This window comes from Luteolibacter flavescens, from assembly GCF_025950085.1.
Lineage (GTDB): Bacteria > Verrucomicrobiota > Verrucomicrobiia > Verrucomicrobiales > Akkermansiaceae > Haloferula > Haloferula flavescens.
In genome coordinates this window covers 61,956-77,459 of the sequence record NZ_JAPDDS010000016.1, presented here as the reverse complement: position 1 = coordinate 77,459, position 15,504 = coordinate 61,956, and the positions used below count along the sequence as shown (strand labels likewise).

The 15,504-nt window shown below is 64.8% G+C and carries 9 protein-coding genes; 4 read left to right on the top strand and 5 right to left on the bottom strand.

All coding sequences use genetic code 11. The features are described from left to right. Position 1 precedes the first annotated feature (1 nt). Complete coding sequence (locus OKA04_RS21380; RefSeq protein ID WP_264503257.1) at positions 2-1,267, bottom strand: glycosyltransferase; 1,266 nt, start codon at positions 1,265-1,267, stop codon at positions 2-4. A 26-nt stretch (positions 1,268-1,293) separates the two neighbouring features. Beyond that, the gene (locus OKA04_RS21375; RefSeq protein WP_264503256.1) at positions 1,294-1,998 is read right to left on the bottom strand and encodes an HAD-IIB family hydrolase; all 705 of its coding nucleotides are present in this window, start codon (positions 1,996-1,998) and stop codon (positions 1,294-1,296) included. A gap of 526 nt (positions 1,999-2,524) precedes the next feature. Here OKA04_RS21375 and OKA04_RS21370 point away from each other — a divergent pair. Continuing rightward, positions 2,525-3,019, top strand: a complete 495-nt coding sequence (locus OKA04_RS21370) for a hypothetical protein (protein ID WP_264503255.1) — start codon at positions 2,525-2,527, stop codon at positions 3,017-3,019. A gap of 62 nt (positions 3,020-3,081) precedes the next feature. Here OKA04_RS21370 and OKA04_RS21365 read toward each other — a convergent pair whose 3' ends face one another. Next, the gene (locus tag OKA04_RS21365) at positions 3,082-5,841 is read right to left on the bottom strand and encodes an RHS repeat domain-containing protein (protein WP_264503254.1); all 2,760 of its coding nucleotides are present in this window, start codon (positions 5,839-5,841) and stop codon (positions 3,082-3,084) included. 406 nt (positions 5,842-6,247) lie between these two features. Here OKA04_RS21365 and OKA04_RS21360 point away from each other — a divergent pair, with 406 nt between their 5' ends. Then, a complete protein-coding gene (locus OKA04_RS21360) occupies positions 6,248-7,816 on the top strand; it encodes an RNA polymerase sigma factor (RefSeq protein WP_264503253.1) in 1,569 nt (522 codons plus the stop codon). A gap of 75 nt (positions 7,817-7,891) precedes the next feature. Here OKA04_RS21360 and OKA04_RS21355 read toward each other — a convergent pair whose 3' ends face one another. Next, complete coding sequence (locus tag OKA04_RS21355) at positions 7,892-10,684, bottom strand: hypothetical protein (protein ID WP_264503252.1); 2,793 nt, start codon at positions 10,682-10,684, stop codon at positions 7,892-7,894. Positions 10,685-11,074: 390 nt separating this feature from the next. Here OKA04_RS21355 and OKA04_RS21350 point away from each other — a divergent pair, with 390 nt between their 5' ends. Beyond that, entirely contained in the window at positions 11,075-12,691 is a 1,617-nt protein-coding gene (locus OKA04_RS21350) for an RNA polymerase sigma factor (RefSeq protein WP_264503251.1), read from the top strand. A 16-nt stretch (positions 12,692-12,707) separates the two neighbouring features. On the opposite strand, the gene OKA04_RS21345 is transcribed toward OKA04_RS21350, so the two are convergent. After that, positions 12,708-13,073 (bottom strand): hypothetical protein, encoded by a 366-nt coding sequence (locus OKA04_RS21345; protein ID WP_264503250.1) that lies wholly within the window; start codon positions 13,071-13,073, stop codon positions 12,708-12,710. Positions 13,074-13,496: 423 nt separating this feature from the next. Here OKA04_RS21345 and OKA04_RS21340 point away from each other — a divergent pair, with 423 nt between their 5' ends. Further along, entirely contained in the window at positions 13,497-15,464 is a 1,968-nt protein-coding gene (locus OKA04_RS21340) for an FAD/NAD(P)-binding protein (protein WP_264503249.1), read from the top strand. The last annotated feature ends 40 nt before the right edge of the window (positions 15,465-15,504 follow it).

Here is a 15,504-nt window from a genome sequence, read left to right as displayed (position 1 = left end):
ATCAGGGGATTGATTCGGAGTATTCCTCGGGCACCTCGTAGATGCCGCGGTAGCGGTCGAAGACGGCCAGTGTCCGCCTTGCGATGCCGGTCCAGCCGAACTGCCGGCGGGAGAAACGCGCACCCTCCACCGACAGGCGCTCGCGCAGACGCTCATGCCGCATCGGCATCGCCAGCAGCGTGGCATACTCGCCCGGCTCCTTCGGATCCGCATACAGCGCGTGGGTGCCGAAATCGACTGCCTCGTGCAGGCCGCCATGCGTCGTCACCACCGTGGGCGTCCCGCAGGCCATCGCCTCGATCGCCGTCATGCCAAAGGGCTCGTAGCGCGACGAAAGCGCGAAGACGCCCGACGCCCGATAGTGGTCCGCCATCGCCTCGTCCGGCACATAGCCGATCCACTGCACCGCTTCCTCCACACCCAGCTCGCGGGAGAGCGCCTGCCACTGCTGGACCCGCTCCCGGTCGCGCTCCGAGTCCGCCCCGATGGCCAGCTTCAACCGGGCGTCCGGCACCAGCTTGCGCAAGCCGGGCAGGCAGGAAATCAGCAGGTCGATCCCCTTGTTCGTCGCGGCCCGTCCCACGCAATAGACATCGTGCGGGGTGAAGCCCAGCGACTCCCGGATCTCGTGCAAGCGGGTGGGCATCACCGGCGTGAAGCGCTGCTCGTCGATGCCCGGCGGGATCATCGTCACCTGGCTCCTCGGGATGCCGTAGTCCGCACCCAGCAAGTCACACTGCTGCTCGGTGGTCGCGATGATGTGGTCGCAGTTCCGATAGACGAGGAATTCCTTCTCGATCCGCTCGGCGAAGCGATACACCCGCTCCGCCTCCTCGCGGGAGCCTTTCATGTCCTTCCGCTTCCACGATCCCAGCGAATGCGGGGTGTGGACATGGGGAATGCGGAGTTCCTCGGCGATCCTCTGCCCGGCCCATCCCGCATCCCAGTAGTGGGAATTCACCACATCGTAGCGAAGGTCGCGTCGCTTCGCCTCCGTCATGAAATTCGTGACGAAGTCGCGCAGCAGGCCGTGCATGTCCTCCTTCCGGACAAAGCCCTTTCCTCCGAAGGGGATGCGCCACACGCGGAGATTGGGATTGATGCGATCCATCTCCGGCTGCCGGTCGAAGCGCCGGGTGACTAGATCCACCTTGTAGCCGAGCCGCGCGAACCGCTTTGCCAGTTCCAGCACGAAGACGACCTGGCCGCCCGTGTCCGGCTTGCCCAGCTCCGGCTCCGCGCCGACGTAGCCGTGGATGGAAAGCATGAGGATCGATGGCTTCGATGCGGATCTCATCGCGCCTCCTTTCCAGCGAGCACCGGCAGCGCACCCCAGTGACGCAGTCCCTCCAAGACTCCGAGCGCGGAGGGGCCCTTCGCGAAGTAGGTCCTCCGTGGGTCAACCCTTTCCACCAGCTCGCGACGTGAATTTGAAACCGCGATGGCCATGGATGCCGCGTTGAACATCGCCACATCATTGCCGGAATCACCGGCCACGATCATCTTGTCCGGCGCGTAGCCTAGCAGACCTGCCAGCCACGCCGCCGCCTTCTCCTTGCCCGCACCGGCCGGCAAAACATCGAAATCGCTGTCACCAGACGTGACGACCACGCTGTCCGGCTCCAAAGCCAGGACGCTCCTGCGATACTGCTCCCAGCGGTCAGCCGGCACATGATAGCTCGCCTTGTACTTCGCCTGATGCCCCGGGAGATGAGGGAGGATGCCCACCTTCTCCATGAAGGCATCGATGGGCGCACGATCCCAGCCCTCGAAGCGCCGGGACCATCTCGCGCAATCCTCGCCCCTCACCATGATTTCCGTGCCCATCGCCGTGATCAGCGCCGTGACCGGAAGCCGGGTCGGGAGTTGATCCAGCGTGGCCTGCACGCTTGTCCGCGGACGGCTCGAGTTCACCACCAGGGTGATCTCGTGGCCCAGCTCGGCGAGGGCTCTGATTCCTTCTTCGTGACCGGTGAGCGTGCCGTCCAGATCGCTCACCAACAACCATCGTGATCTTCGTGTTTCTTCCATGCTGCGCGTTCCGCGTGAAGCTTCGCGGAACGTTTCCGTCCCTCCCGGAAATCCAGGACACCTACCGGCGGCGAAGGGACCCGACGATAAGACCCCTCCTCCGCCGGGCTAGGAAAAGTTCCCGCAAGACCTGCTCCGGCGAGTCAAACCACAGTCATTACTATCATCTAACAATAACTCACCGGCCACGATATCCGGCCCGGTGAAAATCCTCACGAGCCCCCCAGCGACGGGGGAATCCGCCCACCTCGCACCCTCGCGGAAAAGGGCCGAGAGCCGATTTCCGCCGCATTACAAAATTTCCCGCTCATAGACACCAATTGCGATTCGCGGATTATAACACGACCTCGCCCGGATTTTGTAATGCAACTGGCATCCACTATCCATTGGTTTTCATGCACCTGGGGGATCTTGTAACATGTGCGTCACAGGCTCCGGCGGCTTTTACCCTTGCCCGTGCGGATTCGCGGCCACCACCCTCAGGCCCGCCGTCATGCGGTCAGCCGACCTGACGTCGCCCCAGCAGATGCCACATTTCCCCGACACCACCACACTCACGACCGAAGCTCCTCCCGCATTTCCGTCCGTCCCGCAGGCTGCGATGCCTGATGCCATCCTGATGATGGTGCCAAAGGGCCACCTGCTGCCAGGGGCCGGGGGGAAGATCGGGCAGCCGGGCGAAGCCGCGGCCGGGTATGCCAGCGTGCGGCCGCTGCCCATCTGGTGCGTGGTGGAGGAAGCGAGCCACCCGGCGCAGAAGAACTTCGCCGTCCAAGCGATCGATCGCGCGCTCCATCTCGCCGCCGGGAGGGGCTGTGAATCGATCGGCCTGCTGCTCGCCGACCGGGGCGAGGCGACCCTCATCCCGCCACGCGAGCTCACTTCCATCGCCCATCGCGCCTTCAGCGATTTCTCCGGCGACCACCTTTTCCGGAGCTTCCACCTCCTCCCCACGGACAGGGCGCTGCCCGAGGAAAACGTCGCGTGACCGGCGGAGGGCAGCCCGACCATGATACGGTCAGCCTCCCCGCCAGCCCGCGAGTCTCAACCTCAGTCCTCGATGCGGTAGAATTCCTTGTCCTCGGACGCCTCGGAGGCCGGGACGATCGCCTGGCCCACTCCTGCGGAATTCGTCGTCGCCGTGAGGGGCAATGCCAGCGGACCGAAAGGCGTCGCCAAATCAGGCGACCTGGTCACCCGGTAGGTGGTCGAGGAACTGCCGGTAAAGTCGATGACCACATTCCCCTCCGCGTCCTTCCGGACACCGGTGATGGCGAGGACGGTCATGTCCACGACCTCATTTGTCAGCGCGTAGAGCTGATAGCCTCCGCTGCCGGGGATGCTACCCGGGGGCACCACGGCGTCCACCGTGAGGCTCGTCCCCTGCGCGCGATAACGGTAGCTGAGGTAGTAGGCCTGGTGGACGGATCCCCCACTCAGCATCACGTCCGGGCGATCCGCGCCGAGACCTTGATACGGGGTGACGACCTCGGAGCCATTCGTGAAAGTCAGATCCACCGGCCGCCCGCTGGCGGAGAACTCGGGATTCCCGCTGCGCTGGTAGATACGAAGGTCGTAGTAGCTCCCCGGCGTCAGTCCGGTGAGCGTGTAAGTCTGCCGACTCCCGGCCGAGCCACCTGCGTTTGACTGCAGGTAGCCGCGGAGCAATGCCTCGATCCCGGTACCCGTCACTCCGCCCTCGGTCAGGAGCCACGAATTGGCATTGCTGCCCGTCGAGAAATCGGTGGATTGCCCGGTGGGGAGGTAGGCCATCGCGGAGAAATTCGCCGGAGGCTGGGTTGGGCGGAAGCTGGAGAAATTCACCCCATTCACCGTCGCACCCACGCCCGGTGAGATGAGATGCGTGTAGGTTTTCTCGGTGCTCATCCCCGTGCTGGCATCACTCGTTATCCGCACCATCGTCACTCCCGGCGGCACCGATGGGCGGCTGTCCGCGGAGAAGGGATCGCTGCCTGCGGCAATCTCAACACCGTCGCGGATGAAGTCGCCATCCGTATCGTTCTTCGCCGGATTGGTGCCCGTGTCCGAGGCGCTGGCGTAGGTTCCGGTGTTCGTTTCCACGAGGTCGCTCAAGCCGTCGCCGTCGGTGTCCGCGAGGGTGGGATTCGTCGGCGGGCGCAGTCCCGCGCTGCCATAGATTTCCTCGTCGTCGCGCAGGCCATCGCCGTCCGTGTCCTCCAGCAGCACGCTGGTGCCGTAGGAAATTTCCATCGCGGTGGTGAGGCCGTCACCATCGGTATCGAGGTCGGAGTCATCCCGGGTCGGATTGTAGCCCTCGCTGACGTGGGCGGTTTCAAAGGCATCCGAGAGCCCGTCGCCGTCCGTATCATGGTAGATGGGGTCCGTGCCGGTGTTCGCAGGCGAGACATAGACGCCGGTGGCCGACTCGGCATGATCCGAGAGACCGTCGCCATCGGTATCCGCAATCGTCGGATTCGTCGGCGGGCGGACATTGCCTGCGAGACGGAAGCCCGGCTCCAGTTCCTCGCGATCATTCAAGCCATCGCCATCCGTGTCCGCCAGCGCCGAATTGAGATCGGGCAGCTTGATCCCGAAGAAGGCATCCGCAATGCCCAGGCTGATCTGGTATTCGTCCAGGTCCGTCAGCCCATCGCCGTCGAAGTCCGCGACTCCATTGCCACTCAGCGAGGTGATATTGCCCGCATGCCGGATTTCCCAGGCATCCGGCAGGCCGTCCGAGTCGTCCTCCTTCTCCACCTTGAGAAGGATCACCCGCTCCCCGGTCGTCTGGCCGTCCGCGCTGGTCGCACGCACGCGCAGGGAGAAGACCTGGCCCTCCGCGGAATTCGCGCCGATGAAGCTGTATCCACCCGCCTGCAGCGAATTGCCGGTGATCTGGAATTTCCCGTTGTCCGCGTCGCCCTCCCCCGCCACGAGCTCATAGCTTGCCTGGTCCGGCAGACCGCCGAGGCGCGCGCCCAGCGTGCCGATCGCGGTGCCGGTGGCGATGTCCGACTTGAAGAGGGCATCTCCGGAAAGCGTCGTCTCGATCCTCAGCGGGCTCTTGTCATAGATCTTCAGGTTATCGATCCGCGTGCCGGTGAAAGACTCGCCGATCTCGATGAGGAATTGCCCGAAATTGTTCGACCAGGTATGCGTGCGATTGCTCACTACCGAGACGCCATTGACCGTGGCCGACACGGAGAGCGGGCTGCCGTCCTCGAAGCTGGTGAAGCTGTAATCCACCACCACGCGACGGGGCACCACCGCGCCCACGGAATTGTTATACGCCGTGTGAAGCTGGCCGTTCCGCTGGATGCTGATGCGGCCGCTGTTTCCCAATTGGATCGCGAAGTCAGTGTTCGCATTCGTCGCCCGCGAGCCGGTCGGCTCCGCCACGAGATGGGACGACGGGAATCCGGTGGAAATGGAGATCCCGTTGAGCGAGGTCGTATTGGTCGGGTAAACGTCGAATTCCACCCGCACCCCGCCTCCGCTGAGGATGTGCGCCCCCGCCCGTCCTGCGGCGAAGTCGTAGCTCCTCGCCGGCGAACCGACAGGCGCGGCGAGAAACCGCAGCCGCCCCGAGCCGACGACCAAGGGCGCTCCGGCGAGATTCAGCGTCCCCGACGAGATCGAATGCTGCTGGTTCGCAGAGCGGGGGACAAGATCCCCCACCAGGAAGCCATTGAAGCGGCCGGTGGTTTCCGCAGTATCGAAATTGGCGAAATCCGGCGCGTCGAAATTATCCGACCACAGCAGGTTTTCAGCGTGGATCGGAGCGAGGGGCAGGGCGGGAAAAAGCGCGGCGAGGATCTTGAACTTCATGGAAATGGAAGAGGGGCTGAAGGCGGAAATGCATGGCGGGAGTGGATTCCATCCGGCCCCCTCCCCTTTGACGGCATCGCGCGATCCGGGCCGTGGTGCAGCCAGGTGCCCGCCCGTCATCATGGATGACGGCCACGCTCTTAGGGAGCATGGGCAAGCGGTGCGATACCGGAACAAGAAGAGCTCCGGAGTGAATCGCCGGCCCCATCCGGGACTGTCGGCCGATCCGTGGAATATGACCTCCGCCCGGCATGGGCACAGGTCACACAATATACTGTCGGGCCGGAGACCGGATGAGACACAAAATTTTCATCCGCGAAAGCTGGCCTGAAAAATGCACCCCTGCAGGGGCGATAAAACTCCTGTCCACTCCCCCGGAAATAGCTTCGACTTCCCCCTTTGTAGGATGCACGCACCATCAGACGCCCACTTGCTCTCAAGCTGGCTCGACTCCGATTCGGAGGCCGGTTTCCGCATGCTCGTCGAGCGCTACTCAGGGCTCGTCTTCATGACGGCGAAGCGTGCGGGAGCGGACGATTCCATGGCGGAGGAGGCGGCACAGCTCACCTTCATCACGCTCGCGAAAAAGGCGTCTTCCCTCTCCTCCCGCGATTCGCTCGGCGGGTGGCTGCACATCACCTCCCGCATGCAGGCGAAGAACCTGCTGCAGCACCGGAGGCGCGAGGCGATCAAGCTGGAAACCCTCGGCGTCTATCTGAATACCGCGCCGCAGGGCCGGCCGGCGGAAGCGTGGAGCCGCGTGATGCCGGTGCTCGACGAGGCGCTGGCCGGGCTTTCCAAGAACGACCGCGAAGCCATCCTGCTGCGGTACTATCGCACCCTCAGCGTGCGCGAGATCGCCGGCATCCTCGGCATCACCGCGCTGGCAGCGCAGAAACGCATCGACCGCGCGATGGAGCGGCTGCGCCACCAGCTCTCCCGCCACGGCGTCGCTGCGGGCACATCGCTGGGAGCGCTGCTCCTCGCGGGCTTTGCCAGCGACGTGCAGGCCGCCGCCCCGCTGGCGGGTGCGTTTGCGGAGAGGGCGCTCAAATCCGCGGCTGCCGCAGGATCACCCGCTGCCGCCGCTTTCCTCCGCTCGCTCCTGTGCAAGGAAGCCGCGCTCACCGCCGTTGCCGTGCTCGCGCTCGCGGCGGTCACGAAGGTCATCACTCGCGATGGCGATGCAGCATCATCGGAGATCGCACGAAACGAGGCTCCGCTCCGGCAACCCTCCGCCGCCACTCTTGGCGCGCGACCGCTTTCTCCTGCGGGAGAAAAGCGCCGTGTGCTCGAAGCCACCTACGGCATCGAAAACACCGCGCTCTCGCAGGCCATCGTCGAGCAGAGCATCCGCATCTCGCTCACTAGCCAGAGCCTGCTGACCGAGCGAGTGCTGCCCGGCATCGAGCGCCATGCCCTGCTCCCGGAGGTGGCCGGGCTCGATCTCACCCCGCAGCAGCGGCGAGAGGTCCGCGACCTGACCATCGACCACATGAAGCGGCTCGTCTCCTCGCGAAAGGAGACGCTGGAACAGATCCGCACGAATCCTCTCCCGGCGATGGAGTTCCTTCTCGCGGGCGATGCGTGCGCGCGCGGCGACCTCTCCATGGAGGATAACTTTGAAAGTCTCAGGGCGAGTCTCGGCCCGGAGCTCGCCGCGCTGGAAAACCCGGTCGATCTGGAGACGGAACTCGTGCGACTCGGCACCGAGGACCCGCTTTCCGACGAGGCCTTCATGACCGGGCTCCGCTCGGTCTTCAGCGATGACCAGTATGCCAGCTTCGTGGCCGCCACGCAGGCACGCCTCGATGCCCGGGCCGCGGACGCGGTGGCAAGGCACCAATTCACCTCGCTCGCGATGATGCCTCCGATCGAGCTGGGCCGCCTCGCCAAGCGAACCGACGGCTCCCTGCTCATCCTCGAATGCATGACCGAGAATCTCCAGGCCAGCGCCAGTCCTGCCGAGGACTGAAGCCGTCGCCGGAAAATGAAAACGCAGGCCGGCGCTGTGACGCACCGGCCTGCGATCAACCGACATCCAGGGGCCTCAGTCCTCGATGCGGTAGAATTCCTTCTCCTCCGATGCCTCGGACGCCGGGACGATCGCCTCGCCCACCCCGCTCGCATTCGTGACCGTGGTCATGGGCGTGGTGAGTTCACCGAAGAAGGTCGCGAGGTCCGGAGACTTCGTGACGCGGTAGGTGGTGTTCGGAGATCCGACGAAGTCGATCACCACGTTCCCCTGCAGATCGCGCTGCACGGACGTGATCGCCAGGTTCGGCGGTACTGCCACCTCGTTGGTCAGGCCGTAGAAGTGATAGCTGCCGCTGTTCGCCGGGCTGCCAAGTGGCACGATGGCATCGACCGTCATGCTCGTGGACTGGGCGAAGTAGCGGAAACTGATATAATACGCCTGATGCATGTTGCCGCCGCGCAGCATCACGTCCGGACGGTCCGCGCCGAGCCCTTGGAAGGGTGCCACGACTTCAGTGCCATTCGTGAAGACCAGATCGATCGGACGACCGGAGCCGGAGCCATCCACGACCCAGCTCCGCTGATAGAGGCGCAGGTCATAGTATTGTCCCGGGGTCAGTCCGCTCAGCGTGAAGGTCTGCTTGCTGCCGGGTCCCGCGCCTCCGTTGCCCGCTCCTCCATTCGAGTAGGCGAATCCCCGCAGCAGTTCCTTCAGCCCGGTGCCCGTCACGCCGCCATCGGCGGGCAACCAGGATCCATTGCTGCTCATGGTCAGGCGGTCCGCCACTTCGCCCGTCGGAGTGTAGGATGCCCAAGTGAAATTGGGCACCGGCACCGGTGGAGGGTTGTGGTAGGGAGCAATGGACTTGCCATTGATGATCACGGAATTCCCCGGAGCGATCATGTGCGTGTAGGTCTTCGCCGTGCTGATGCCGGTGCTGGCGTCCGTGGTCAGAGGGACGATCTTCACGCTGGCCGGAATGGCGGGGCGGCTGGTTGCAGAGAAGGGATTGCTGCCTGCCGCGATCTCGATGCCGTCGCGGATGAAGTCACCGTCCGTGTCGTTCTTCACCGGATTCGTGCCGGTGTCCGAGCCATTCACATAGACGCCGGTATTCGACTCCTCGAAGTCGCTCAGGCCATCGTCATCGGTGTCTGCCTTGGCCGGGTTCGTCGGCGGGCGCAATCCAGCCGTGCCCGCAAGCTCGACATCGTCCCGCAATCCATCCCCGTCCGAGTCCGTGAGGACCACGCTGGTGCCCAGCGAGACTTCCTGGGCGGTGGTGAGCCCGTCGCCATCGGTATCGAGCAGCGAGTCGTCGCGGGTCGGGAGGTAGCCGTCGGCAACGTAGGTCACCTCGAAGCCGTCGCTGAGACCGTCACCATCCGAGTCCACCATCAGCGGGTCGCTTCCCGTGTTCGTCGGGGAGACATAGGTCCCGGTCGCGGTTTCCACGAAGTCGTTCAGCCCGTCGCCATCGGTGTCCGCCAGCGTGGGATTCGTCGGCGGGCGGGCATTCGACGGGAGTGCAAATCCGGGCTCCACTTCCTCGCGGTCGTTCAGGCCGTCGCCATCGCTGTCGGCGAGCGCGGGATTCAGGGCCGGCAGCGCGGTCGGGTAGAGCCACGAGGTGCCCTGGCTGATCTCGTATTCCTCTAGGTCCGTGAATCCGTCCCCGTCGAAGTCCGCGATTCCATTGCCACTAAGCGAGGTGATGTTCCCTGCCTTCGCGATTTCCCAAGCATCGGGCAGGCCGTCCGAGTCGTCTTCCTTCGTCACGGCCAGCAGCAGCACCTTGTCCGCCGTGGCTCCGCCGCCGGTGGTGCTGGTCGCGCGCACCCGCACGGAGAACTGCTGCCCTTCGGTCGAATTCGCACCGATGAAGCTGTAGGACGCGGTGAGCAGGGAATTCCCGCTGATTTGGAATTTCGCATTGTCCGTGTCCCCCTCGCCCGCCACCAGCTCGTAGGAGACATTGTCCGTCACGCCGCCCAGCCTGGCGCTCAGCGTGCCGATCTCACTGCCCGCCGTGATGTCGGACTTGAAGGGGAACTCTCCCGTCAACTTCATCTCCAGCCGCAGGGGGCTCTTGTCAAAGATCTGCAGGTTGTCGATCCGCGAGCCGCTGACCGCCTCGCCGATCTCCAGCAGCAACTGGTTCGAGTTGTTCGTCCACTTGTGCGTTTCATTGAGCACCACCTGCATGCCATTGACCCGGACATTCATGGTGACGGGGCTATCGTTCGCGAGGCTGGTGAAGCCGTAGTCCACCACCACCCGGCGCTTTTCCATCGTGGGCGTGTGGCTTGAGGTATTCGTCAGCGCGCCGTTCTTCACGATCTGGCTGGTGCCGCTGTTCCGCAGGCGGACGGCGAAGTCGGTCTCGATGTTTGACGAGCGCTGGCCGGTCGGCTCCGCGTAGAGATTCATCGCGGGGAAGCCGATGCACACGGTCGCGAAGGGCGCGTTCAGAGTGGTGTTCGTGGTGTAGGCGTCGAATTCCACGCGGATCCCGCCACCGCTGAGGATGTAGGGCAGGGCATCCCCGGATGCGAAGTCGAAGCTCATCACCGGAGCCCCGCCCGGAGCCTGCTCGAAGCGGATGCGCCCGTTGCCTGCCGCCGAGGCACCACCGGCGAGATTCAGCATGCCGGAGACGATCGAGTGCTGCTGGGCCGCTGAGCGCGCGACCGCCTGCTCGGCCAGGAAACCGGAGAAGCGGCCATCCAAGCCGGCGAGGTCGAAGCTGCCGGAGTCCGGCACGTCGAAGTTGTCCGACCAGAGCAGGTTGTCGGCATGGAGGGTGGCGAGGGGAAGCGTCGGCAAGAGTGCCGCTAGGAATTTATACGTGGACTTGCACTTCATGGGATTGATGGATTGAGGGGCATGGGAAGGGACAGTGAGCGTCAGGTGCACGGCGTCGTGATTCTCCGGGGATACCGGGGTGACAGCTCCATCCAGGGGAGCCGGACGCCCTGCACATGGGGCGAGGACCGGGCACGCGCCCGTCCGCATCAGGCCCCGGTGGCCGCGCCGTGACGCCGTGCCAGCCGGGGTTTCGCATTACACTGTTGAGCCACGGCAGAGACCGGACAAAAAATTTTCAACAATCTTTCGAGCGCCCGATCCCGACCACCCAAGCGATTCACATTCATCGGAAAGCTGGCGTGGAAAATGCGGCTCAGCGGGTGCCGATAATCTCCTGTCCTCCGCGGTGAAAACCGGTAGGACTACCCCGATTGGAACCTAGGAAGGATGCACGCACCCTCTGATACTCACTTGCTCGCAAGCTGGCTGGAGACCGATTCCGAAGCGGGCTTCCGCATGATCGTCGAGCGCTACGCCGGTCTCGTCTACATGACGGCGAAGCGCACCGGGGCGGACGATGCGATGGCCAAAGAGGCGTCGCAGCTCACCTTCATCACCCTTGCGCGGAAGGCGTCCTCCCTCTCCCGCCGCGACTCGCTCGGCGGCTGGCTGCACGTCACCTCCCGCATGCAGGTGAAGAACCTGCTGCAACTCCGCAAACGCGAGGCGAACAAGCTGCGCAACCTGGGCGTCTATCTCAACGCAGGCGCGTCCCCCGCCCCGGCGAGCACGTGGCGGCAGATCCAGCCGGTGCTGGACCAGGCGCTCGGCGCGCTTTCCACCCGGGATCGCGAGACCATCCTGCTGCGCTACTATCGCTCGCTCAGCGTGCGCGAGGTGGCCGAGGTGATGGCCATCAGCGTGGACGCCGCGCAGAAGCGGATCGACCGCGCGATGGAGCGGCTGCGCCACCAGCTTTCCCGCCACGGTGTTGCAACGAGCACCTCGCTCGGGGCTGTCCTGCTCGCGGGATTTGCGAGCGACGCGCAAGCGGCGGCATTGCTCGCGCCCGGCCTGGCCACGCAGGCATTGCGCGCCGCACCCACGGCCGGGGCCTCCGGGATCGTCGGGCTGATCCTTTCCTTCTTCCAGTCACCCGTGGCCATCGTGGCTACCATTCTGCTGTTCGTCGCGGCGGTCGCCTTGTTTGCGCCGCTTCCGCACGATCCTTCGCCCCAGGCCACCGCATTCGCCGAACCTCAAAGGCGACGAGCCCTCGGTAGCACGGCATTCGAAAGCAGCACCCGCACGGTCTCCAGCAGCTCCACTGCCGCAGTCGAGCGCCGCCGGTTGGAAGCCACCTATGGCGTGGAAGAGACCGCGCTTTCCCAGACGCTCATCGAGCAGACCATCCAGATTTCCCGCGGCACCCAGTCCATGCTGACGGAGCAGATCCTCCCCGCCTATGAGCGACAGGGATACCTGCCCCTGACCGCGAAGATGAGCCCCGACCTCCAGCTCACCATCGAGCAGCGGCAGAAACTCGCGGCACTCAGTTTCCAAAAGCTCCGCGCGATCGCCGCATCGAAGCTCGAAGCCTTGGATCGCATCGCCGGAAACAATCTCCCCGCGATGGAAATCCTCCTCGCCGGTGATGCCTGCGCCCGCGGCGTGATGCCGGTGGAAACGTATGAGGCCCTGCGCCGCGACTTCGGGCCGGATCTCACCGCACTGGAAAATCCGGTGAACATCGACGGTAGCGCGAGCCCCATCCAATTCGGCGCCGAGAATCCCTGCGAGGACCCCGCCTTCGTCGCCGGCCTCGCCACCTTCCTCGAGCCCGAACAGCTCGAGAATTTCGTCGCTGCCACGACCGGCAAGCTCGCGAACCGCACCGAGTCCGCCGTCAGCGGTCAGAGATTCTTCACCTTCGCCACCATGCCGCCGATGAAACTCGACCGCATCTCCAAGCAGATCGGCGGATCGCTGCTTATCGTCGAAGGCCAGAGCGAAATGCTCCAGACCCTCGCTCAAGCCCGCCAGAATCTTCTCCGCGCCGACTGACCAGTTCGGCGTTCCTTCAAGAAGCCTTCGCGGCAATCTCGTCCCCACCGTAGATCGCGGGAATGCTCACGAGGGTCGGAGCCTGTCCGCTGCCGACCAGATGCATCAGCGCCGGAGTCGCTTCCGTCTTCCGCAGGATGCGCACGATGACTCCCGCCATCGCAGGGGAAGCCGAGTCGCGGGGCGGACCCGAGGCGAGGACCTCAACATGCCACACGAAGCCCGCGCGATTCACGAGGAATGCATCCTCGACGTCGTCGCCGAGGCGAGGCGCATCGATGGTGAAATAGACGATCTGCCCGCGGGTCCAGAGTTCCGGACGGGCAGGCTCCACTTCGGCGATCCGGGAGATCACCGCGCCATGGTGGATGAGAGAGAGCATTGCGAGGAAAGGAATGTGATCGGACGGAGTGGATCCGCGTTCGATGTCAGGCGATCTTTACCAAAAGCAGTTGTGGTGCCTGCCAAGGGAGGGGTCGCACATCACCCATAAGTATCTCGCATGCGCCGCCACCACTTGTGGAACTCGGCGATCATACTTCGGCACCTTCAGGTCCGCATGATTCTCCACCACTCTTCTTGAGGCCCCTTATTCCTATCGTTTTGTGGGATTATTCGCCGACCAAATGGGGTATCCAGCAATGGCCAGAAGAATCACTTCGCAAAATCGGCCATTTTACGGGAAAAACGCTCCTTTAATCCTTACTGAAATACTCCTTTTATTCAGGTTTGATTTGCCCATTGAATTCCCACTTCGAGGAAGGGATAGGAAGGAATGCCAACCGCATTCGCGTCACCGGATTGTGTGGGACCAGGGATCGCCAAGCTGGCGGAGGAGATCTCCGCAGCGCTGGACAGAAGCCATGGCGCGGCCGAGTGGGCCGAGGGCAACATCAAGTCCGCGCTGCAACGCGCGCTGTCCGATGACGACCTGATCACCGGTGAGCTGCCCGCGGCACCCTTCGCCACCTACCGGCAGGAGATCCTCCACGTCGATCCCGCGGGACGCTTTTCCATCGCCGCGCTGATCTGGCTGCCGGGTCACCGCACGCCCGTGCACGATCACCGCTGCTGGTGCTGCTTCGGCGTATGGCGAGGCCGCGAGGTGGAGACGCTGTGGACGCGCGATGCGAAGGGACGCCTCGTGGCGGGCAAGAGCTCCGTGTGCTATCGCGGCGAGGTGGAATTCCTCCACCCTCCGGGCGACATCCACCAGGTGTCGAATGACGACATGACGCCCACGGTCTCCATCCACGTCTACGGGGTGAATCTCACGCACTCCGGCACCAGCATCCAGCGCTGCTACGACGTGGACGCCACGGTGAATGCCGAGGCGGGGCTGAGGACCTTCGCCGTGGTGGGCGCGGGATTCTCAGGTACGATGACTGCCGTACATCTGCTGCGCGAGTGCGGGCCGGACACCCGCGTGGTGCTCTACGAGGCCGCGCCGGACGTAGGCCGTGGCGTGGCCTACGGCACTCGCTGCCTGACCCACTTGCTGAATGTGCCTGCCGGTGGCATGTCCGCCTTCCCCGAGTCCCCGGGGCACTTCCACGAGTGGTGCGCGCGCAAGGGCCGCCAGGTCGCCGCCAGCGACTTCGCCCCGCGCACCTGGTATGGCGAATACCTCGGCGACATCCTCAAGGATGCGGCGCTCTACTCCCGCGCCCGGCTGGAGGTCCGCACCGAGCAGGTGGAGCGCATCGATGGCCACGACGGCGACTTCCAGGTGCTGAGCACGAATGGCGGCGCGCTGCAGGCGGAGGCCGTGGTGCTGGCGATCGGCACACCGCCGGGCCGTGAGAATTTCCCCGCCGGACAAGAGTGGCCCGCGATGGCGGACCCATGGCAATCCAACGCCCTCGATGAAGTCCGCCCGGACGATGAGGTGCTGATCGTGGGCACCGGCCTGACCTGCATGGACGTGCTGGCGGAGCTCTCCGCACGCGGCCATCGCGGGAAGATCGTCGCGATCTCCCGCCGCGGCTTGCTGCCTGCCAGCCACGTGCCGCATGCCGCCGCCGGAGGCCCGGCATTCGATGCCCAGGGCTTCCGCGAACAACTGGCGCGCGAGCCGATGAAGGTCACCCGCCTCTGCCGCCGGGTCCGCGATGCCATCCGGGAAGCGCAGGCCGCGGGCATGGATTGGCGCGACGTGATCAATGCGCTGCGCCCCGTCACCTCCAGCATCTGGGCCGCGCTGCCCGGTCGCGAGCGCCGGCGCTTCAAGAGGCACATCAAGCCCTACTGGGAAGCCGTGCGGCACCGCATCGCCCCCGCGGTCATGGAGGCCGTCGAGCGCATGCGACAGGCTGGAATCCTCGAACGCCACCGCGGCGGCATCGCAAAGCTGGAGCGCCTGCCAAGCGGACGTTACCTCGCGGAATGGACCAGCCCGGCGACCGGCAGCAGCAGCCGTGAATTCAACCGCGTGATCAATGCCACCGGATTCACCGCGCGCCTCGCAGGCTCTAACAGCCCGCTGCTGGACGACCTGCTCGGCAAGGGCTGGATCCGCGAGGACGAGCTGGGCCTGGGCGTGGACACCTCATCCGACTTCCGGCTCGTGGAAGAAGACGGCTCGGTCATCGGCGGCATCTACTACGTCGGCCCGATGCTGCGCGCCCGCTACTGGGAATGCACCGCCGTACCGGAGCTGCGCCTGCGTGCCGCCGAGACCGCCACAAGCGTGCTCAAGCATGCTGCCAGGCCCCAGAAGACGACGCCCCCGACGGACAGCTACCGGACTCCGGAAATGGCCTATCAGATCTGAAGACGCCGCGAGGCCACCGGCACGGCAGCCTCGCGGTGGA

Excerpts from the sequence above, each read along its gene's own strand:
- OKA04_RS21380 (WP_264503257.1), bottom strand. The coding sequence starts at position 1,267 with ATGCTTTCCATCCACGGCTACGTCGGCGCGGAGCCGGAGCTGGGCAAG.
- OKA04_RS21370 (WP_264503255.1), top strand. The coding sequence starts at position 2,525 with ATGCGGTCAGCCGACCTGACGTCGCCCCAGCAGATGCCACATTTCCCC.
- OKA04_RS21365 (WP_264503254.1), bottom strand. The coding sequence starts at position 5,841 with ATGAAGTTCAAGATCCTCGCCGCGCTTTTTCCCGCCCTGCCCCTCGCT.
- OKA04_RS21360 (WP_264503253.1), top strand. The coding sequence starts at position 6,248 with ATGCACGCACCATCAGACGCCCACTTGCTCTCAAGCTGGCTCGACTCC.
- OKA04_RS21355 (WP_264503252.1), bottom strand. The coding sequence starts at position 10,684 with ATGAAGTGCAAGTCCACGTATAAATTCCTAGCGGCACTCTTGCCGACG.
- OKA04_RS21350 (WP_264503251.1), top strand. The coding sequence starts at position 11,075 with ATGCACGCACCCTCTGATACTCACTTGCTCGCAAGCTGGCTGGAGACC.
- OKA04_RS21345 (WP_264503250.1), bottom strand. The coding sequence starts at position 13,073 with ATGCTCTCTCTCATCCACCATGGCGCGGTGATCTCCCGGATCGCCGAA.